General features: G+C 43.0%; 23 protein-coding genes, 14 tRNA genes and 1 pseudogene. 4 read left to right on the top strand and 34 right to left on the bottom strand.

Going from position 1 to position 19510, the window contains the following annotated elements; all coding sequences use genetic code 11:
• Positions 1-306: 306 nt before the first annotated feature.
• The 20 genes from G622_RS0101500 to G622_RS0101400 all read right to left on the bottom strand — a co-directional run bounded on the left by G622_RS0101500 (position 307) and on the right by G622_RS0101400 (position 4875).
• Positions 307-1005 (bottom strand): metallophosphoesterase, encoded by a 699-nt coding sequence (locus G622_RS0101500; RefSeq protein WP_026509200.1) that lies wholly within the window; start codon positions 1003-1005, stop codon positions 307-309.
• Positions 1006-1059: 54 nt separating this feature from the next.
• Positions 1060-1416: a helix-turn-helix domain-containing protein gene (locus G622_RS21245; RefSeq protein ID WP_049945162.1), complete on the bottom strand. Its 357-nt coding sequence runs from the start codon at positions 1414-1416 to the stop codon at positions 1060-1062.
• Between the two features lie 187 nt (positions 1417-1603).
• Positions 1604-1676: transfer RNA gene (locus G622_RS0101485), tRNA-Asn, on the bottom strand.
• A gap of 4 nt (positions 1677-1680) precedes the next feature.
• Positions 1681-1753 (bottom strand) — tRNA-Gln (locus tag G622_RS0101480).
• A 4-nt stretch (positions 1754-1757) separates the two neighbouring features.
• Positions 1758-1830 (bottom strand) — tRNA-Lys (locus G622_RS0101475).
• A 4-nt stretch (positions 1831-1834) separates the two neighbouring features.
• Positions 1835-1906 (bottom strand) — tRNA-Lys (locus G622_RS0101470).
• Positions 1907-1910: 4 nt separating this feature from the next.
• Positions 1911-1982 (bottom strand) — tRNA-Phe (locus tag G622_RS0101465).
• 4 nt (positions 1983-1986) lie between these two features.
• Positions 1987-2058 (bottom strand) — tRNA-Cys (locus tag G622_RS0101460).
• A gap of 4 nt (positions 2059-2062) precedes the next feature.
• Positions 2063-2133: transfer RNA gene (locus G622_RS0101455), tRNA-Gln, on the bottom strand.
• A 10-nt stretch (positions 2134-2143) separates the two neighbouring features.
• Positions 2144-2365 (bottom strand): helix-turn-helix domain-containing protein, encoded by a 222-nt coding sequence (locus G622_RS0101450; RefSeq protein WP_026509199.1) that lies wholly within the window; start codon positions 2363-2365, stop codon positions 2144-2146.
• A gap of 346 nt (positions 2366-2711) precedes the next feature.
• A tRNA-Tyr gene (locus G622_RS0101440) sits at positions 2712-2794 on the bottom strand.
• Positions 2795-2798: 4 nt separating this feature from the next.
• Positions 2799-2887, bottom strand: a tRNA-Ser gene (locus tag G622_RS0101435).
• A 4-nt stretch (positions 2888-2891) separates the two neighbouring features.
• Positions 2892-2975: transfer RNA gene (locus tag G622_RS25615), tRNA-Tyr, on the bottom strand.
• Positions 2976-2979: 4 nt separating this feature from the next.
• Positions 2980-3053: transfer RNA gene (locus G622_RS0101430), tRNA-Glu, on the bottom strand.
• Between the two features lie 4 nt (positions 3054-3057).
• Positions 3058-3131 (bottom strand) — tRNA-Glu (locus G622_RS0101425).
• Positions 3132-3169: 38 nt separating this feature from the next.
• Positions 3170-3427, bottom strand: a complete 258-nt coding sequence (locus tag G622_RS0101420) for a helix-turn-helix domain-containing protein (protein ID WP_044917036.1) — start codon at positions 3425-3427, stop codon at positions 3170-3172.
• Between the two features lie 212 nt (positions 3428-3639).
• Positions 3640-3711 (bottom strand) — tRNA-Trp (locus tag G622_RS0101415).
• A 4-nt stretch (positions 3712-3715) separates the two neighbouring features.
• Positions 3716-3799 (bottom strand) — tRNA-Ser (locus G622_RS0101410).
• Positions 3800-4157: 358 nt separating this feature from the next.
• The gene (locus tag G622_RS24185) at positions 4158-4490 is read right to left on the bottom strand and encodes a helix-turn-helix domain-containing protein (RefSeq protein WP_050008350.1); all 333 of its coding nucleotides are present in this window, start codon (positions 4488-4490) and stop codon (positions 4158-4160) included.
• 178 nt (positions 4491-4668) lie between these two features.
• Positions 4669-4875 (bottom strand): hypothetical protein, encoded by a 207-nt coding sequence (locus G622_RS0101400; RefSeq protein WP_026509197.1) that lies wholly within the window; start codon positions 4873-4875, stop codon positions 4669-4671.
• 454 nt (positions 4876-5329) lie between these two features.
• Between G622_RS0101400 and G622_RS0101390 the strand changes: the two genes are divergently transcribed.
• The gene (locus tag G622_RS0101390) at positions 5330-6034 is read left to right on the top strand and encodes an XRE family transcriptional regulator (protein WP_026509195.1); all 705 of its coding nucleotides are present in this window, start codon (positions 5330-5332) and stop codon (positions 6032-6034) included.
• Positions 6035-6115: 81 nt separating this feature from the next.
• Positions 6116-6352, top strand: coding sequence for a helix-turn-helix transcriptional regulator (locus G622_RS0101385; protein ID WP_026509194.1), 237 nt, complete (start codon positions 6116-6118; stop codon positions 6350-6352).
• Positions 6353-6391: 39 nt separating this feature from the next.
• Here G622_RS0101385 and G622_RS0101380 read toward each other — a convergent pair whose 3' ends face one another.
• The 6 genes and pseudogenes from G622_RS0101380 to G622_RS21230 all read right to left on the bottom strand — a co-directional run bounded on the left by G622_RS0101380 (position 6392) and on the right by G622_RS21230 (position 10374).
• Positions 6392-7048, bottom strand: a complete 657-nt coding sequence (locus G622_RS0101380) for a hypothetical protein (RefSeq protein WP_026509193.1) — start codon at positions 7046-7048, stop codon at positions 6392-6394.
• On the bottom strand, positions 7045-7104 hold the full coding sequence (locus G622_RS27115; protein ID WP_242832936.1) for a hypothetical protein: 60 nt from the start codon (positions 7102-7104) through the stop codon (positions 7045-7047). Before G622_RS27115 ends, G622_RS0101380 begins: the two co-directional genes overlap by 4 nt.
• Positions 7105-7133: 29 nt before the next feature.
• Positions 7134-7259: a DUF4298 domain-containing protein gene (locus tag G622_RS25065; protein WP_081675119.1), complete on the bottom strand. Its 126-nt coding sequence runs from the start codon at positions 7257-7259 to the stop codon at positions 7134-7136.
• A gap of 25 nt (positions 7260-7284) precedes the next feature.
• A pseudogene (locus tag G622_RS21235) lies at positions 7285-8244 on the bottom strand (iron-containing alcohol dehydrogenase); the annotation flags it as partial.
• A 212-nt stretch (positions 8245-8456) separates the two neighbouring features.
• Positions 8457-8819, bottom strand: coding sequence for a GtrA family protein (locus G622_RS0101365; protein WP_196814164.1), 363 nt, complete (start codon positions 8817-8819; stop codon positions 8457-8459).
• Between the two features lie 67 nt (positions 8820-8886).
• Complete coding sequence (locus tag G622_RS21230) at positions 8887-10374, bottom strand: radical SAM protein (RefSeq protein WP_022766317.1); 1488 nt, start codon at positions 10372-10374, stop codon at positions 8887-8889.
• A 162-nt stretch (positions 10375-10536) separates the two neighbouring features.
• On the opposite strand from G622_RS21230, the gene G622_RS0101355 reads away from it, so the two are divergent.
• Together G622_RS0101355 and G622_RS0101350 are read left to right on the top strand one after the other, a co-directional pair.
• Positions 10537-11121 carry a TetR/AcrR family transcriptional regulator gene (locus G622_RS0101355; protein WP_026509191.1) on the top strand — a complete coding sequence of 195 codons (585 nt, stop codon included), beginning with the start codon at positions 10537-10539 and terminating at the stop codon, positions 11119-11121.
• A gap of 53 nt (positions 11122-11174) precedes the next feature.
• A complete protein-coding gene (locus G622_RS0101350; RefSeq protein ID WP_242832931.1) occupies positions 11175-12161 on the top strand; it encodes a M14 family metallopeptidase in 987 nt (328 codons plus the stop codon).
• An 18-nt stretch (positions 12162-12179) separates the two neighbouring features.
• Here the strand turns inward: G622_RS0101350 and G622_RS0101345 are convergent, their stop codons facing one another.
• From G622_RS0101345 to G622_RS0101310, 8 genes are all read right to left on the bottom strand, one after another.
• Positions 12180-12920: a DUF4198 domain-containing protein gene (locus tag G622_RS0101345; protein WP_022766314.1), complete on the bottom strand. Its 741-nt coding sequence runs from the start codon at positions 12918-12920 to the stop codon at positions 12180-12182.
• Positions 12921-12976: 56 nt separating this feature from the next.
• Entirely contained in the window at positions 12977-13813 is an 837-nt protein-coding gene (locus G622_RS0101340) for a class I SAM-dependent methyltransferase (RefSeq protein ID WP_255344700.1), read from the bottom strand.
• A gap of 28 nt (positions 13814-13841) precedes the next feature.
• Positions 13842-15473: an ABC transporter substrate-binding protein gene (locus G622_RS0101335; protein WP_022766312.1), complete on the bottom strand. Its 1632-nt coding sequence runs from the start codon at positions 15471-15473 to the stop codon at positions 13842-13844.
• 32 nt (positions 15474-15505) lie between these two features.
• A complete protein-coding gene (locus G622_RS0101330) occupies positions 15506-16270 on the bottom strand; it encodes an ABC transporter ATP-binding protein (RefSeq protein WP_022766311.1) in 765 nt (254 codons plus the stop codon).
• Positions 16271-17056: an ABC transporter ATP-binding protein gene (locus G622_RS0101325; RefSeq protein WP_022766310.1), complete on the bottom strand. Its 786-nt coding sequence runs from the start codon at positions 17054-17056 to the stop codon at positions 16271-16273.
• A complete protein-coding gene (gene nikC, locus G622_RS0101320) occupies positions 17057-17911 on the bottom strand; it encodes a nickel transporter permease (protein WP_022766309.1) in 855 nt (284 codons plus the stop codon).
• The gene (gene nikB / locus G622_RS0101315) at positions 17904-18848 is read right to left on the bottom strand and encodes a nickel ABC transporter permease (RefSeq protein WP_022766308.1); all 945 of its coding nucleotides are present in this window, start codon (positions 18846-18848) and stop codon (positions 17904-17906) included. Before nikB ends, nikC begins: the two co-directional genes overlap by 8 nt.
• Positions 18849-19281: 433 nt before the next feature.
• Positions 19282-19419: a helix-turn-helix transcriptional regulator gene (locus G622_RS0101310; protein ID WP_022766307.1), complete on the bottom strand. Its 138-nt coding sequence runs from the start codon at positions 19417-19419 to the stop codon at positions 19282-19284.
• Positions 19420-19510: the final 91 nt, after the last annotated feature.

Below are 19510 nucleotides of genomic sequence, written 5' to 3'. Positions count from 1 at the left end.
TATTTCTTTCTATACCTTTTTTGCCGCGTGATGTCGCCAAATCGAGCGCACGAGTACTAAGCATATCGATCGTGCAATCATATGCTGTAGTTTCTATGGCTGTGAAATTTGTAAACATCATATTTCTCATTGAAAGCTTAAAACCTTACCTTTCGTAGTATTTCTGTTTTAATTTAACAAAAAAGGAAGCGACCGCATATTTATGTTGATGATTGCATCAAAATAAATAGGACAGGCACTTCCTATGTATTTACATTAGCACCTGTATTATGACTTGTAAAGCACTTTTCTAAATCTGCAAAAAAATTATGCTTCTTCATATTTCCGGGTTGCAGTATCCACAATATACAACTTCTGGTTACCATACGGATCCCCATTTGAGTATGTTGAAAAAAGATCCAGCGTCAGTACGCCTCCAAGGTCAAGTGGTTCCTCTACAGGTGTATGTCCCACAACCTGGTAAAAGAGATCATCCCTGAACATTCGGTAGAAATCAGCCTGAGGTCTTGCCCAAATCGGTGAATTATCCCTCCACAGTTCCTGCTTACCCATACGGTTAATCCTTGCAAGGATATCATCAATCTCTTTCATATGATATCCACACGTCTGAAAGACAAAACTCTCCGTAAGACCGGCATGACTGAACAGCACATCATCAATTTTATGGACAAATCTATAACGTTCTTCAATAACACGCTCCAGTCTGGTAATACCTTCAATAGCAGTTATCCTTGCCTGGACAGAATACCCCGATTCCATGGCATCCCAAAAATAGGATACATCGTGGTTGCCATAGCACCACAATGAATGGTCATGCTCTTTTCCAAATTCAGCAGCCCTGTCCAAAGTCTCGTTATATGCGTCTAAATCATTTCCCTTTCCCCAATCATCTACCAAATCTCCGAGAATTACAATGTCATCGTAGCTGTTCTCATCAACTCTATCAGCCATATCAAAAATCCATGGCTTTAAATGTACATCAGGAATCACAAGTACTCTGCTCATTTCAAAACTCCGATTATTCCAAACTGATTCATTGCTTCACTAACATTAGGGCTCTCATCTTTTCTCAATCAAAACTTCCCATTTCTTTACGGCTACAGGGACTAAAAGATTATCAACACTTACACCCAGAAGGCCACTGAGAATATAAAGGTTTTCAATCACAAAAAAAGATCCTTTATGTCGCCATTTATTAACAGCCTGCGGAGTAATACCCAATTTATCAGCAATGGTCTTATCTTTTAATCCCTTTGTTTTAATCAGATTGCACACTCTATTCTTTGTAGCTTCAAGGTCAAGTCCTTTTACCCTGTCAGGTTCTTCCCAAGACACAGTGTAATCCAAAGGCTCCAACATGTGTCTAAATCTATTTGCTTCTAGGATCTCCATTACTTTTCTATATCCATCATCCATCGATATTGCCTCCTCTATTTTTATTTTATTGGAGATTTATCTCATTGTATATAAACTCGTGGTTGATAAATTGGATAGCTAATCTACAAAGCACCTCTATAGGAAAAGAGTCCCAGGAATGGGCCATGATCCCATAACCTTCCGCGTATGAAGCGGATGCTCTACCTCCCACGCTATCCTGGAATAGCGGACACAGAGGGAATCGAACCCACAACCTCCCGGTTAACAGCCGGGCGCTCTGCCGATTGAGCTATGTGTCCAGAACTACGGTAGCAGGACTCGAACCTGCAACGCCCTGAGTCAGAGTCAGGTGCTCTACCAATTGAGCTATACCGCAATAATGCTGTTAGTGGGGCTCGAACCCACGACCTTCAGATTAAGAGTCTACTGCTCTTCCAACTGAGCTACAACAGCTTAGTGCTCCCCACGGGGGTTGAACCCGCATCTCTCGGCTTAAAAGGCCGGTGCATATCCGCTCTGCCAAGGAAGCATAATGGGCCCGGGTGGGGTCGAACCACCTCGCAGGGATTTTCAGTCCCCAGCTCTACCAGTTGAGCTACAAGCCCTAAGAGACATAGGTGGGATTCGAACCCACGTTGGCGGAGTTGCAGTCCGCTGCCTTTCCAGCTTGGCTACCATGTCTTAACTACGGCACTTGGAATCGAACCAAGATTACCGGAACCAAAATCCTGTGGGCTACCATTACCCCATGCCGCAACGCGCAGTCTTAATCGACTGCAATTATGTCATCAATCGGAACTTCCAGATAAACTGAAAGCGCTACAATCCTATCTATGCTTGGAAGCACTTCCCCTCGCAGATATCTATATACAAGGGATGTGCTTGCTCCCAGGTACTCAGAAACCTCTGGCACTGTATGTCCGCTCTCTCTGATCAGTTTCCTAATCCTAATTCCTGTTCCTTCAATATCAATTACTGGATAATCCATTCTTCCATTCTCCTTTTTCGCATTAAAAAACCACTTAACTCTTGCAAGCTAAGTGGCTACAGATCTCAATGACCTCATTTATTCTTAATGCTCCGGATCATCCATCATTTGGCATATCCTGGACCACTTTCCACCAACTTGCAATTTGCATAACTAACAAAGCACTTCTGATTTTTGCAGAACTGCATAAACTGTTTGTTATTAAATTGCTTGTTGATAGTTACGTAGTACATTTACAATAAATCCTCTTAACTTTCTACTGCTCCTCGCAGCTCCATATCTTTGTTCTGTTAGTATTATCGCCCTGTCGGACCTATTTGTATAGTGTCATCAGATGACACTTAAGTGGGCAGGGTGAGACTCGAACTCACGGTGTTTCCTTGTCAGGGTTTTACAGACCCCTGCCTTCGCCACTAGGCATACCTACCCGGAGCGTTTGCGGAAGGATTCGAACCTTCGGCACAGTTTAGCCGTGCTTCGCTTTAGCAGAGCGATACCATAAGCCATCTCGGTCACGCAAACATAGTGGGGGGAGCAGGAGTTGCACCTGCGATGTTTCTGATGTGGGGGTTTTACAGACCCTTGCCCTCGCTGCTAGGCATACCCACCCATAATAGCTCCTGCGGGACTCGAACCCGACATTTCCAGCTTGAGAGGCTGACGTCCTTACCAATTAGACCAAGAAGCCACAGTGATCCCAACGGGACTTGAACCCGGTATCTCTGACGTGAAAGGCCAGCGTCCTAAACCATTAGACTATGGGACCATACGCAGGCACTTTAACGCCTGCAATCTATATTCAGTTCATGCGCTTATTGAATAAAGCCATTCCCCTTCGACTACGATAATGTCATCCATAGCAACACCTAAAACAGCTGCTAATACGACTAAATTGTCCAGTGTTGGCATGGCAGTTCCGTGCTGCCACTTGTAAATCGCCTGTGGAGTAGCAAAACCGAACACATCCTGTAAATCCCTCACAGACATACCGGCTGCCACTCTTAAATCTGTAATTCTCTGTCCCGTGGCGACCATATCGATCGCTGGAATATTCTGTGTCATTTCCGACTCCTTTCTGGCCTCTGGCCAAGTACACGAGGTGGGGTGCTGCACATCCAGGGGATGTGCGCTTAGCACCGACCGAAGTAGAACGTAGATCGAACCCACATGCCGCGCCTGTCTCCACTCCGTTTCGGTCGGCTCAGAACAAGCGTCCCCCGGACGCTTTGAGCCCTAAATCAGGTGCGTCTACCAACTTCGCCACTCGTGCAAAACAGACCCGCCAGGACTTGAACCCGGACTAACAGTTTTGGAGACTGCTGTGCTGCCAATTACACCACGAATCTATAGCGCAGAGCCTGGGATTCGAACCCAGATATCCGTGAGGAATGTCGGTTTTCAAGACCGATGCTGTACCAATTGAGCCAACTCTGCATATTTTGAGGCAAAAGAAAAACCGCTTGCCTTTTCATCTAAGGTAAGCGGTACGCAAACATGTTTATCTATAAGCTTCCGATCCGGTCTCTATACTATCCGGTTCTTAGCCAAAACAACATTTTCTCGCATTTGCCTATCCTTAAATGAGCGCATGAAATTAAACATCCACTCTGATTTGCTCTGGAGTGATGATTCATAACTTTCGCTATAGAGGCAATAATTGCGATTCACTGTTGTCATGTCTCTTTCTTTTCCTTTCCGGGAGCTCTTATCTGCTCCGCTTATCTCTCTTATATATCGAATGATAACACCGGTAAGATTAGTTGTCATTATATTTGTAGTATAAAATAATCGGTCAGATCTTTGCAACAGCCCTCATCTGAACCAGCATAATCTGCTTGGTCTTTTCATCCATAGCCCCAAACAGCTTAAGAAGCTCAACAGAATCCGCATCCAGCTCCGGGGCCTTGATAACTCCACAGATAAGGTATTCAACTGTAGTCCCAAGAACATCAGCGAACTCTGCAATCATGCTCTGTTTCATATCGCCATGGTCATTCTCATAATAAGAAATCATACTCTTTGTTGTGAGCATTGCTTCAGCAAGCTCTTCCTGTGTCATGTTCTTCCTGATCCTTGCTGCCTTAAGTCTCTGTCCAAGTGTTTCCTCTTTAAGTGTTGTATTCATCTTCTCCCTCTTTCCGGGCTGAGACCAGAAAAAGGTAAAAGAAAAGGACACATAATAAGACTCAGCCTTTAACTGATTTCTTATCATGCGTCCGCGGTGGGTCATGCCCCCATATCATGATGCCCTAATTTAATTGTCATGTTATGCACGGAAGTCCGCGCCTGTATTCTAAGTCAATTCACAGATAGCATCTGCCTGAAGCTTCCGCTCTCTGTATTATTTTTCCCTCTGTAAAATTCTTGAGGGTTAATACTCTGGTGCACTTATGTGTATGGCACCGGATGCTGATCCCATTCATGGCCGGAGCATCCTTATCTCCTGTAAGTGTGTAAGACATCTTCATGCTCTTACGACACTTCTTGCAATAAAACTCAACTTCCTGCATATAGACCTGTCACCTCCAATTCAATGTTTTGAATAACAGCTTGAAAAGGAAAGGGAAAGTCACCTTTACAAGTTATTGAGAATTTCTGATTATTAAGTTGTCTCGTTAAGCTGACTATAATCCTCCGAGGTCCGAGCAGCTTAAATAGGTCCTCTAATCCATGCGCAGAAGGTGGATGCTTCATGTCCCCCTACGCATATAAACATCCTTTACCATATGTTCATTTCCTCCAAAATTCCCCAAATGCTGCAGACAAGTTCCGAATGCACCAGGCCGTGCTGTCTGCGTTTCGCCTCCCGACATAGATAAATATAATTCTATTTTGATTACAATTCAAGGCTACTATATATCACACTTTTGTAATTATATTTGATTTTCATTGAAACAAGCAGCTTCACATGGTATATTCTTATACAGAGATTTGATACCACCAATGACAGAAAAGAGGCAGACCATGAAGAATATCGGTGAAGTAATTGCATTACACAGAAAAAACAGAAAGATGTCCCAGATAGACATTGCATCCGCATTAGAAAAGTATGATATCCATATCAAAAATGCAGCTGTCAGCGCCTGGGAAAAGAGAAACAGTATACCGTCTGCTGATACCCTACTTGCACTATGCGAAATACTTGGCATCAATGACATTTATACAGAGTTTATCGGAAAAAATCCGAATGATCCCTTCAAGGATCTGAACGATGAAGGTGTGAAGAAAGCTCTTGATTACATTGAGCTTTTGAAAAAGTCCGGAGATTACCAGAAGCAGACTACTGACATTATCGATTTTCAGTCCCGCATTATGAAAGTCTCACTGTTTACAGCATCTGCCGGAACCGGCAACTTTATTGATGATGATAACTTTGAAGAAGTTGAAATCCATGATTATGTTCCAAGAAAAGCCAGCTTTGGTGTTTACCTTGACGGGGATAGTATGGAACCCACTTTCAAAGACGGACAACTGGTTTGGTTTGAACAGACAGAATGTCTTGATTCCGGAGATATCGGACTCTTTTACCTGGATGGAAAAACTTATTTCAAAAAATATATTGTGAAAGCAGCTGGTAGCTTCCTTCAATCATTAAACACAAAGTATAAGCCACTTCCCATAGGCGAATACAGTACATTCAAAATATTTGGCAAGCTTGCTATCGATTAGTGTCCGCAATATAGGACACTCCTTTTGGTATCATGGTACTTGTCAGAAAGGCTTTAACTATTACCGAGAGGAGATGATGTTTTGAAAGATTTGTCTTATTCCAACAAACTCTATGACCTTCGTAAAAAGAATAAGCTCAGCCAGAATAAACTGGCAGACGAACTTGGAATCAGCAGGCGTACTATCAGCATGATAGAAAATGGCGAGCAGAACGTTTCCTTGGACTATGCTTATAGGATCTCAGCCTACTTCAATCTGCTGGTACAGGAAGTATTTCCAGTGGCGACGGAAGAAGCTGAAGCAACTAAAACTGAATAATCGCTTTGTACATCAGCCCGCTGGATGAGCGGGCATTTTTTATGCTATCCACCAGGTTCCATCCTGCCCTTGATATAACGACCCTATTTCTTCTGAAATGACATTTCCCTGAAAATCTTTGACAATTACTTTTCCATAATACTTATAATCATCAGTTGCACAATCATTTTCATCATCCCAGCCCTCTTCTATCCAAGCATCAATATAAACCTTACCTTCTTCTACAAGTGTTACAGTTTCGTTAGGTTCAATAGAAAAACTAAACTTTTCTGGATAGTAACAGTTAAACATTCCCCGTCCTTGACTTATAATATGAATTTTGTCTCCTGCAAGCCTCATATTAAAAAGATCTACTTCATCCAGGTTCAACTCAGTAATCAATTCTAGAACTTCTTCTGGCATGTATTTATAAAGTCTTACTTTTTTGTCTGCATAATCACCCTGTAATATATAATAAAAGCCATCAAAATATGCCGGATCTGCGTAGATGACATCTCGTTTCTTCTCAAATGGTCTATATACATTACCATTTGTAAAGTCGTAAAACTGTATGTTAGAGCCTTGATATCCTCCCCTTTTTGCCCATTCTATCAAATCATATAAATCCGAAGTATCTGTCATTGCAAAAGCAAATCTGTCCTGCCCAATTATCTTTGTCAGGTATCGTCCAGCTGGCTCTTTAAATCTTCTTATCACAATTCTCTCTCCATCTTAACATGCGGAATCCTATCCTCCATAAATGGCTCTGACACTACTTCAAAGCCCTCTTTTGCGTAATAGCCTATGGCATATCAAATCCATCCAGTATATTCATTAACTCCTTGTTTCTTTCAAGCATATTGTAAATGCCATCCTCCGAAAGCACACCCTTTTTCAGTCTCTTAGGGAACTTGCCCTCTTCATCCATGGCAAAGTCATCCTTCCACTGCTGGCTTCTCGTCGTCACTTGATCCACCAAGATTCATGTAATCAGCGATCACGCCGTAGCGCTTCTTGGCTGTAGGATCCTTAGCATTAAATGCAATAACCTTAGGAAGGTACATAGCATTAGCTGCGCCGTGGATGATGTGTGCACCCTTATCTGCAAATGCAGCACCGGTCTTGTGTGCCATTGAATGAACGATTCCAAGAAGAGCATTTGAAAAAGCCATTCCTGCAAGACACTGCGCATCGTGCATAGCATCTCTTGAATCCATATCACCGTTATAAGACTTAACAAGATTAGCCTGAATCATCTCGATAGCGTGGATTGCAAGGCCATCGGTGTAATTGCAGTTAGCTGTTGAAACATATGCCTCGATAGCATGTGTGATGGCATCCATACCAGTGTGAGCAACAAGCTTAACAGGCATTGTATGTGTAAGCTCAGGATCAACGATAGCAACATCAGGTGTGATCTCAAAATCAGCTATAGGATATTTGATTCCCTTGCTGTAATCTGTGATGATTGAGAAAGCTGTAACCTCTGTAGCTGTTCCTGATGTTGAAGGAATAGCGCAGAAATGAGCCTTTGTGCGAAGCTTAGGCAGGCCAAATACCTTGCACATGTCTTCGAAGGTTGTCTCAGGATACTCGTACTTGATCCACATAGCCTTAGCTGCGTCGATAGGTGATCCGCCGCCGATTGCTACAATCCAGTCAGGCTGGAACTTCTGCATAGCCTCGGCGCCCTTCATAACTGTCTCAACTGAAGGGTCTGGCTCGATACCCTCAAACAACTCAACTTCCATACCAGCTTCCTTAAGGTAATCTTCTACCTTCTGAAGGAATCCGCCCTTTTTCATTGAGCTTCCGCCAACGCATACGATAGCCCTTTTTCCCTCAAGTGTCTTAAGCGCCTCAAGAGCGCCCTTTCCGTGGTAGATATCCCTCGGTAGTGTGAAACGTGCCATAAGAAAAAACCTCCTTTATTATATTGTTTGTTAATTAACTAACGTAACCCAACAACTATTATATCAAGGATTCCTGGACAGGTCTATCATGATTTACATGAAAACCAAAAAGATCTATCTTCTTTCCATCTTTGTGCATTGAGAACTTATGAGTGTTGCCAGAAGTATATATTTTTGTGGGGGGCAATGGCTGCCTCTTATTAGGTCACATCTCAAGGATGATGTCTATAAATAATCCTTGTACGAAACAGATAATTCCACCCAAATACTATGACTGATGCCATCATCTTTGCTAGCATTTCTCCGATTGAAAATTTGTTTATCAGCAGCCACATAATGATAAGGTTAAGAAAAAGCCCGCTGAAACATGCAAGGTAAACAAGCAGTATCTCACGCTTATTGTTTCCAGATGCCTTAAAGAGTATCATCCTGCCAACACACCAATTCACAAGGGTCGAAAACAGGAGTGCAATTATTGCGGCGATTGGATAATATATCTTCAGCAATTGATTCAATAAGAAAAAGAGTCCCCATTCAACAGCCGTTCCGCTCATGCCTGCGATACTGTATCGCATTATTCCATATAAAGTTTTGCTACTCTTTTTGTGTAAGGTTTTATTATTTACCAAATACATGATATTTTTACGCTCTTTTATGTATAGACCATTGATGTCTGGGTCTGTGCCTAAACGCAACGATATTTAGAGGCTTTTCGTCCTTTTTAGCATAATTCTCATACGCCTTCTTATAGTGTTTCTGACCAGCCCAGATATCATCTGCAACAGCCCCCCACTCTTTAGCGTAATTATCGCATTTAGCACAAAGATGTTCAACGGTTTCCTCTGATTCTTCGTTTGTGCCATGGGCACCGGATCTTTCAACCATCTCCCTTAAAAGCTTAGGGTTTTCAAGCATAGGGCAAGGTCTTAAATGGTTCTTATTAAACGGCTGACCTTTGTGATACTCCATGAAAAGAGGGCTTTGAAGTATCCCAAGTATTGAATGAGTATGTATATTTGCATTGGAGAAGTGGATAAATACGCAAGGCTCAGCATCTCCATTTGAATTGATATGGAAGTAGTTTCTTCCTCCGGCTATGCAGCCGCCAACAGCTTCCCCATCGTTCTGGAAGTCCATAGGGAAGAAGCCAATGTCACACTTATCGCTTCTAAGGAATCGTATCTGATCCACCATTTTCCTTCTCTGTTCTACAGTAGGCATAAGCTCAGGAACAGCGTTATTTCCAACCGGCATATAGTGGAAGAAGAATCCGAATCTTGCACCTTTTTCGGATATAAACTTTATAAACTCAGGATCTGTGACTGCTTCAATATTCTGTCTTGTGTAGCAGATAGAAGTTCCATAGACAATTCCATACTTCTTGAACAGATCCATGGCATTCATTACAGCATCATAATGTCCCAGACCACGCCTTGCGTCATTAGTCTCAGGAGTTCCCTCAATAGAAAGCTGGAATGTGAGATTTCCAAGTCTTACAACTTCTTTACAGAAATCCTCGTCAACAAGTGTTGAGTTGGTATAGATAGAAAACTCAACATCATTGTGCTTTTCAGCCAGTTTCAATATATCTTTCTTCCTTACAAGAGGCTCTCCTCCTGTCATCATGTAAAGATATATTCCCAACTCTTTTCCCTGAGTAACGATCTTGTCCATATCTTCAAAAGACAGATTGTGCTTAGGGCCATAAGTACCTGACCAACATCCGGCACAGTGCATGTTACAAGCACTTGTAGGGTCAAAGAGAATAAGCCAGGGGATATTACATCCGTACTTTTCCCTATTCGCTCTGATCATTTTTGTACCTCTGAAAAATGCCTCATAGCCGAGATTGAGCATCATCATCTTTGCAACATGAGGATCTGTCTCATCTATTACTTGGTTCAGGAATTTCACCCATCTGTTATCAGGATTCTTAAATGCATTCCTTACCTTATCAAGGCTTTCTTTCCTGGCTCCATCTTTTCCCCAGAATTTTTCTGCCTGATCTACCAGTTTTAGATAAGTTGCTGTTCTGTTCTCTGATTTATCGAGGTTTGCAAGAAACTTGTCTATAAGCATACTGAACGCCTGCCTTTGTACTTTGTGAGAAATGTTTTTTGCCAATTCCATACTTGTTATACCTCCTCATGTGATGTTATAATTGTTCTGTTGTTACAAGTGTAACACCACAGTATAAAAGCTACAATGCCCATAGCATCGGACATTACAATAATACGTTTACGTGAAATGATGTTACATACTTGTTTTTTTTGTAACGTCAAAGGGGGAAAAGTGAAAAATTCAAAAGATTTATTAACAGAAATGCAGAAAAAAGAAGTTCTGAGAATGAATAACAAAGAGTCCAATCAGCTGACAAGAGAGTGTCTGCAGCTTTCACTTATGCATCTCATGAGTGAGCATCCGTACGAAAAGATTACAGTCAGTGATATCGTGCGCCGTGCCGGAGTATCCAGAACGGCATTCTATCGCAACTATACTGATAAACAAGATATTTTACATGAGCTTGGCGATAAAATGATAAGGCGCATAGCAGACATTAGTTCAAAACCGGAATTGCATGCGAACCCACACCAGTGGTTTGAAGATGTATTCCGTACTGTCCGCGAGGATAAGGATATACTCGCCCTGTTTGACCAGGCCGGAATCCTGCAGAGTGAGCTTTTTTCCGGCAAATCAATTTCAAAGCTTCTTTATCCTACAGCGGATACGGAGATCAATTATATCAGAATCGCCTCCGAAGCTGCATTTTTCCAAATACTAATCAGCTGGTTCAGGGATGGGATGAAGGAGGATGAAAAACAAATGGCTGATATCTGTGTGGATTTCTTTGAGAACAACATGAACAGGCTGCCATAAATAGTTTCCGCACTCAAATATCCCCCCTAGGGGCTTGTGAAGAGGTCTTTGTCATGCTAACCTTGCCAATGAAAAGAGGTATCAGCATGAATAACATTACCATCGCCGGCCATACTCTTGAGCCGGGCAAAACCATAAAGGACCACATTCACGTTGTCGGGACAGAGATACATATCCCCCACGTCATAATCTGCGGTGAAAAACCGGGTAAGACGGTCCTTATTACCGCCGGGATACACAATGCTGAATACGTAGGGATACAGGCAGCCATAGAGCTCTCCAATGAGATAGCTCCTGCTGACCTTACCGGCAATGTGATCATAATCCCCCTGGCCAACAGGTCCGGGTTCGAGAACAGAACCATGTCTTTAGTATTTGAAGATGGCAAGAACCTGAACAGGGTTTTCCCGGGAGACAAGGAAGGTACTGAAGCAGATCGCCTTGCTCATCTTCTGTTTGAGACTTTTATCAAGAATGTGGATGCCTACATTGACCTCCACAGCGGAGACGGATACGAGGCTCTCATCCCCTACGCATACTATGTCGGAGAAGCTCCTGCACATAAAGTGTCAAAAGAGATGATAGACTGTATCAACACTTCCTACTATGTAAGATCCACCTGTACTACCGGTGGTGCCTACAACCTGGCTTCCATGGCAGGAATCCCCAGCGTGCTTATAGAGCGTGGGCAGCTCAGTCTTTGCCCTCCCGAAGAAGTCCAGGCCGACAAAGAGGATGTTTACAATATTCTGAGATGCTTAGGATTACTTGAAGGAGAATATAAGACATACCCAAAGACAGAGCTTCGGGAATTAAGCGACATCGCCCCATGTACCGGCTGCTGGTATCCTTACAAAAAAGTTGGCGATAAGTTTAAAAAGGGAGAAAAGCTCGGAGAAATCCGGGACTATTTTGGAAAGACGATCCACACTGCCATCGCGGAAAACGACGGTGTTCTTACCTATCAGACAGCATCCTTAAGCATCATCAAGGATGGTCCGATGGTAACATACGGTGTAATACAAAAGGATGCAGGCTGACTGCATCCTTTTAGATTTTTACCTTTTTACATAAGTGAAGGTTGAGGCAACTCCCTTGCCCTCGTAAATACCTTCGATACCTTCATCAAGATCTTTTCTTGTTACTGCCATGTAGATTCCCTTTTTCTCAACGTTAAAGAAGATCTTTCCATTCTCATCAGTATTCAAAAATCTTTCAAAATACTCTTTTCCATCGTAGTGGACTACGATGCAGGAAGCACTCTTAACAGGGAACTTGTCAAAGATCAGTGTGAGATGAAGCACATCTGTGTCGCTCTCCCAGGGGTCAGGAATGAAGCTCACTCTGGACTCGTGGATGAAATCTATTGTGCCGCTCTTCTCTCCTACAGTGATGCAGGTCTCGTAAATCTGTGGATAGTTCTTGGCTTCAAGGATGTCAGGGTATGTTCGCCTGTCGCCTTCAAAATACTCGTCCTTCTCATTCCTTACATAGTTGTTGTCGTAGATGCACATCAGAGTATAAATCCCCGTAGATGTGGGAGTAAAACGAAGCTCATAGTAATCTCCCTGCTCATCAACCGGGCCCTTTACAGGGGTGATAGCAATCCTGTTGCCCTTTTCATCTGTGGCAAAGGCCCTTATCTCATCAAGGCGGAAGAACCCGTCAGGTCTCATATTGTGGCCCCACCTCATTATTCCGCAGACTTCTTCTCCCAGCTCATATACTGATTTATCTGTTACGATCCAGGCCTCATGCCCGTATACCATCATATCTGTTGTATCTATTCCGCGTCTCATATCTATATACCTCTTCCGATTTTAATATTCATCCATGCCATTTAGCACAGGCAATATCAATTCTCCCCAGACTTCTGTGCCTTTATAAGGAACATCCGATCCGGCATATAGAACTCATCCTTCTCGCCGTAGAGCCTGTCCCCTGCGCCAAGGTCAGTTTCTATATTCTCGAAACCAAGCCCTGCAAGAACTTCCTTATCCCACTGTGGTCTGTCCAGTGAACTGATAGTGAGCATGTGATAGATCTCATGGCACTCTCTGTCCATTGATTCGCTGACCTTTTTGTGGGCCAGGTTATCCTCCTGATTGTAATGATGGAACCCCTTGGCATATTCCGCGTCATAAATCAGCAAAATTCCCCCGGGCTTTAGAACCCTCTGCCATTCCTTATAAGCTTCTATCGGATGTGGCAGAGTCCAGGTGAGATTCCTGCTGACTACTACGTCAAAGCTCTCATCCGGAAAATCAGGGTGTTCCGCGTCCATGACCATGAGTTTAGCGCTAGAGTCATGCCTTTTCAAAAGATCCCTGCCCCGTTCTATCATGTCCGGAGTAAGGTCAATCCCTGTCACCTGGCAGGCAAAATCAGACAGAACCATTTCAAAATATCCTGTTCCGCAACCCACATCCAAGACAGAAAGCTTGTCCTCTTTAGAAAAGTATCTCAAAAACTCCGCCTGCCAGAGCTGCCTCTTATAGCTGTGGATCTCGTCATGCCTCTGCTCCGAAAAGCTCTCAGACCTTTTTGTCCAATATGATATTACTTTATCCTTGATCTCCTCTGATTCTTCTTCAAAAGAGATTTTTTCTAATTCACTCATATATACAGTTTCCTGTCTATCACAAATCGCATAAACATTGCAAATTTTAATAGAAAAAACAGAGGATGGCAAATGCTATCCCCTGTTTTTCAAACCATCATTAGTTAATATCAAGGTCTGCTGTTACTTCATAGTAGTCACATGCATGTGCTGTCCATCCTGTAACGTTTGACTTGGATATCATGTTCATCTGAAGGAATGAGCAGAATACATAAGCATTTTCGTCAAGAATTGCCTGCTGAAGATCAATTGCAAGCTGAGCACGCTTCGCAGTATCAAACTCTGTTGAAAGCTCTTCGATCATAGCACTTACTTCTTTATTCTCATATGCACCGAAATTATAGCTCATTTCCGGCAGGCAGCTTGTTGTAAAGAAGTACTGAGGATCTCCTGAAGGTGCTGTTACAAGTGCAGATGCGTAGATATCCCAGCTTGTCATATCTGCAAGGAATTCACGCCTGTTCGCTGTACAGTTGATATCAACCTCTATTCCAATATCCTTAAGAGAAGCCTGTGCTGACTCTGCAAGAAGCGGAAGCTCCTGGCGGCTAGGATATGTGAGCCATCTAATAGTAAGCTTTGTACCATTCTTTTCACGAATGCCATCTCCGTCAGAATCAACCCAGCCGGCTTTCTCAAGCACAGCTTTTGCTCCTTCTGGATCATAATCTTCTGTTGTGATCTTATCACCACCGAAGGTTGAGAAACCATCAGGGAAAGCACCATGGCCTACAACACCGTGTCCGTCAAGCAGATTGTCAACAAAGCCCTGCTTGTTGATGCCCATTGCGATTGCTTTTCTTACCGCATCATCCTTTATAATGTCACTTGTCATGTTCATTGAGCCAAAGAAAGCTCTTGATGTCTGGATACTTGAGAACTGATAATTACCATTTTCGAAATTAGGATATGCCTCATAAGCCATACCATAAGCAGCATCAATATCACCTGCCTGAAGAGCTGCAGAAAGTGTGTCACCATCTGAAAGAGTACGGATGGTAAGCTGACTGAGCTTAGGCGTTCCATTCCAATAATACTGGTTGGGTTCAAGTGTGAGGTGATCATCTGTTACCATATCCACAGCAACATAAGGGCCGGTTCCAACAGCCACTCCGGCATCAAAATCAGAAGCATCAACATCAATGATACATCCGTAAGGATCACCAAGATAGTTCATAAGTGCAGGATTAGGTTCTGATGTTGTGATTGTAAGAATCTGTCCCTCTGCCTTAATGTCAGCGATCTTTGTATCACTGGGTGCACGATCGTGGTTCTCAAGAAGGTGTTCAAAGCACTGCTTTACAGCTTCTGCATCCATATCACGTCCACTGGAAAACTTTACTCCATCCCTGAGTGTGATGGTCCAGGTGAGATTTCCATCGTTTTCCCATGCAGTAGCAAGCCAGGGCTCAAGCTCCATGGTATCGGTATAGTGTACCAGTGTCTCGCCTACACCATAACGAATGCATGGCCATCCATTGTAGGTCCTGTGAGGATCTATCGTCTCCTCCCAGTTCTCAGCGTTAAATGTTGTGTCACCTATGACCATAGTCTTGGCAACATCAGATGTCGTCTCTGAAGTGTTTGCAGAGGTATCTGCTGCCACCTCTGTCTGAGCATTTGTGTCAGTGGAAGTAGTGCTCTCCACAGCCGTTGGGGTGCTCTTGCCACAGCCAATGAGCATTGTCATAGTCAGTGTCAGTGTCAAAAACACAGATAAAGTTTTTTTCATCCTTTCTTCCTTTCTTCACTTTTTCATAATATTTACAAAACGCTATCAATAAGTCGTCTTGTATACGCATCCTTCGGGTTCCGGATTATCTCATCCGGCGTTCCCTGCTCTACTAACCTTCCCTTGTAAAAAACAAGTACCCTGTCGCAGAATTGCTGAACCAGCGCAATATCATGACAGATAAATAAAATAGAAAGCTCCTCCCCGTGCTCCATTCTGAGCTTATTCAAAAGCTCAAGTATTTCTTTTTGTATAGTTACATCAAGAGCTGATGTAGCTTCATCGCATATAAGCAGACTCGGCTTTATTGCAAGAGCTCTTGCTATTGCAGCCCTCTGACACTGTCCACCGCTGACCTGATGTGGATAACGGTCCGCAAACTCCTCGGACAGGCCACACTCAGAAAGTAGTTCAATAACTCTTTTTCTGGCATCCCTTTTGGAAAAGTCGTTATTTCTGAGGCTCTCACCTATGCCATCACCAAGTCTGCATCTTGGGTCGAAGGACTCTTGCGGGGTCTGAAAAACCATCTGCATCTTTTTATAAACCTTCCGCAGCTCTCTTCCTGACGCCTTTGTAATATCCTCGTTATCAAGAATAATGGTGCCCTCCGTCGGATCGAGAAGTCTTGATATCATATTTACGATAGTTGTCTTTCCGCTACCACTCTCACCGATTATTCCAAGGCACTCGCCTCTCATGAGCTCAAAGCTGGCATGATCAACTGCCACAAAATCGTCTTTCCCATTGCCGGAAAAAACTTTGGTGAGATTATCAACCTTTAGAATAGGATCCATCTATGCTCTCCTCAACCTGGGTACTGCATCCATCAATTTTCTTGTATATTCTTCCTTTGGATCTGTGATGACCTGTGAGGTATCTCCGTATTCCACCATTTTTCCATCCTTCATAACAAGAACCTTGTCGGCCATAGCTCCTATAACACCGATATTATGTGTCACCAGCACAATCGTTGTTCCAAAGTTATTCCGAGCCATAAGCATTTCGTCAACAACCTGCTTCTGAACAGACACGTCAAGAGCAGAGGTTGGCTCGTCAGCAAAAATAATACCGGGATTTGAAAGCAGGGCAACTGCGATCCCGACACGCTGCTGCATACCACCCGACAATTCAAAAGGATAACTTTCCAGTATCCTGTCTCCATCCTCAAATCCTATCTTGCTGAATACATTGATAGCTCTTTTCCTGAATTCTTCCTTAGTTATGCTCTTGTGTTCAGTCATACTCTCATACAACTGAGCTCCTACTGTTCTGATTGGGCAAAAAGCACTTCCTGAGTTTTGGAATATCATCCCCAGTTCCTGACCATTTAGCTTGCGTATTTCAGCCTGAGAAAGATCTGCCAGATTTATATCCTTATAATAGATATCTCCACGGGTAACAAGGCCTGCATCTCCCAATAGTCCCATAGCCGCTTTGATCAGTGTAGACTTGCCTGAGCCGCTTTCTCCTACAATACCAAGAATCTCTCCCTGATTCACAGAAAAGCTGATATCACTTACAGCCTGCATGCCGTTATAAGAAATATCCACATGTTCGTATCTTAAGATCGGATCACTCATTTATCTACCTCCCCTGCTTCTGGGGTCTGCATAATCTCTGATGGTATCACCAAGAAGATTGAAGACCATAACGGAGATAAAAATAGCAAATCCGGGTGATAGAGTAACCCATGGGGCTGTTGTCAGAAGGCTTCTGGTATCGCTCATCATACTACCCCATTCAGCTGTAGGAGGCTTCGCTCCAAGTCCCAAAAAGCTTAGTCCTGCAAGCTCCATCATCATTGTTCCTATATCAAGCATGGAGGTTACAAGTATGGGACCGATAATATTGGGCAAAATATGTTTAAAGATTATCTTTACGGTACTGCTTCCTGACAGCTTGGCCGCCTTAAGGTATGGCGTTTCTTTTTGCGCCAGCGTCTGGCTCCTGGCTATTCTGGCATACTTAGGCCACGATATCGCAGCAAGGGCAATAATGGCATTTTGCAGACCACCGCCAAGTACACCTGCAACAGCAAGTGCAAAAACCAGTCCCGGAAATGCCAGGAACATATCAGAAATACGCATGAGCACAACATCAATAAATTTGCCATGCCAACCACAGAAAACTCCAACGCAGGTTCCAATGGCTGTTATGATGGCAACCAAAAGAAGTGTTGAATAAATGCTGGCTCTGCTCCCGACGATAACTCTTGAAAGCATATCTCTTCCATAACGGTCAGTTCCAAATAAATGCGCAGGAGTGGGTGCTGCCTTGGCATTGTTAAGATCCTGAATGTATGGATCATAAGGAGTCAGATACTCTGCGAAAATGGAAGCAAGCAATAGAAGTAATGCCAGCACGCCAAATATGATCAGGCGGGTTCGCACTGAGTTTTTTCTGATTTTCTGTTTTCTTACTGTTACTTCAGGCATCTTCACTCACCCCCAGTCTTATACGTGGATCAAGGGCATGATAGAGAAGATCCGTAATAAGGTTTACGCAAACATAAATAATTGCCATCCAGACAACATAAGCCTGAATCAGCGGGTAATCACGCATTGTAATGGAGTCAACTGCCAGCTTTCCAACTCCGTCCCACATGAAAATGCTCTCTATTATTGCAGTACCTCCAAGAAGACTGCCTATAGAAAGTGCCAGAAGCGTAATGATTGTAAGCATCGATGATTTAATGACGCTCTTCCAAAGGATTACATGATTTCTTACACCACGGGCTTTGGCTCCCGTAACGTAGTCTTTGTTCAGTTCCTCAAGAACCGTTGCCCTTACCTGCCTCATATACTTGGCGGACATAGCTATGGCCAGTGTCAGCGTCGGCATGATGGCGCTTCTTAAGGTAGTGCCGTTGGATATAACAGGAAGCCATCCCAGTTTAATCGAAAGCAGCTGCATAAGCAGTAACGCCACAAAGAAATTGGGAAGTGAATTACCTATAAAACTTAAGAATCTGAGAATATAATCAACTATTCTGTCATGATTGACCGCTGCCAATACTCCCAGCGGAATGGAAATAAGAATTGTAGCAATAATTGACAGTAACGTTAAAAGAAGCGTTGCCGGAAGCTTGGCTACAAAAGTGTCAAACACGTTCTTTCCGGACACGTAACTGACACCCATATCTCCCCTAAGCATTCCGGTAAGCCACGAGAAATACTGCTCAATAAAGGGCCTGTCCAGTCCCAGTTCAGCCCTCTTTGCATCGATGATCTCCTGCGCAACCGCGCCTTTATCGCCATACAATTCAGTTATTGCATCGCTTCCTGCAATTCTCATCATAGCGAAGGAAAGCAGAGTAATACCAAACAACACAGGTATAAGTTGAATCAATCGATGAATCACGTATTTTTTCACTATATAATCTCCCTCTGACCATAAATAATCAGCCCATTATGATTATATAATCTCAAAACACTAGCTGTAACCCCGTAGGGGGGTTTTATTGTATTAACAAAATATTAACTTAACATAAACGATATATTATTCCTTAACACATCGCAGAACAAATTAAGTTTGCTGTAATCTTCTCACTCTCAGTCAGCGGTTTAAATGTTCAATTAGCATAAAGCTTGTCCATTACCATCATCGGTATCTTTTCGGATAAGAATCATTCATAATCCGCCATGACCAGATTAGTGCCAGCTTAATACCCCTTAACATATTATTCATTTCATCCTCTAGTAAGGATACAGATTTTTCAGAATGCCAGCTGAAAAATCACGTTGATTGTCACCATTAAGAGAATACCCAAGCATATTGCTGTAAGTGTGGGCTGTAGTCTGCATCTTTAACTATGTGAAACTCCCTTCTCCCACCGGGACACAGCCTTGTTAGTTACTCCCAGCAAATCTCCTAATTCAGTTTGTGTATAACCCTTTCGGATCCGAGCCTCTTTAATGAGCTTTCCAGTTTTCTCTTTGTCCACAGATTAGCCCTCCTATAACAAAGATGCTATATTTCTCTTAAAAGCGCAATCTATTGTAGCGAGAATCCACATTTTAAGCATGATTGGTGTG

It is taken from the genome of Butyrivibrio sp. LC3010 (assembly GCF_000424385.1).
In the GTDB taxonomy this organism is placed as follows: Bacteria; Bacillota; Clostridia; order Lachnospirales; family Lachnospiraceae; genus Butyrivibrio.
Note: the sequence above shows the minus strand (reverse complement) of the source record. Positions and strands in the feature narration are given on the sequence as shown.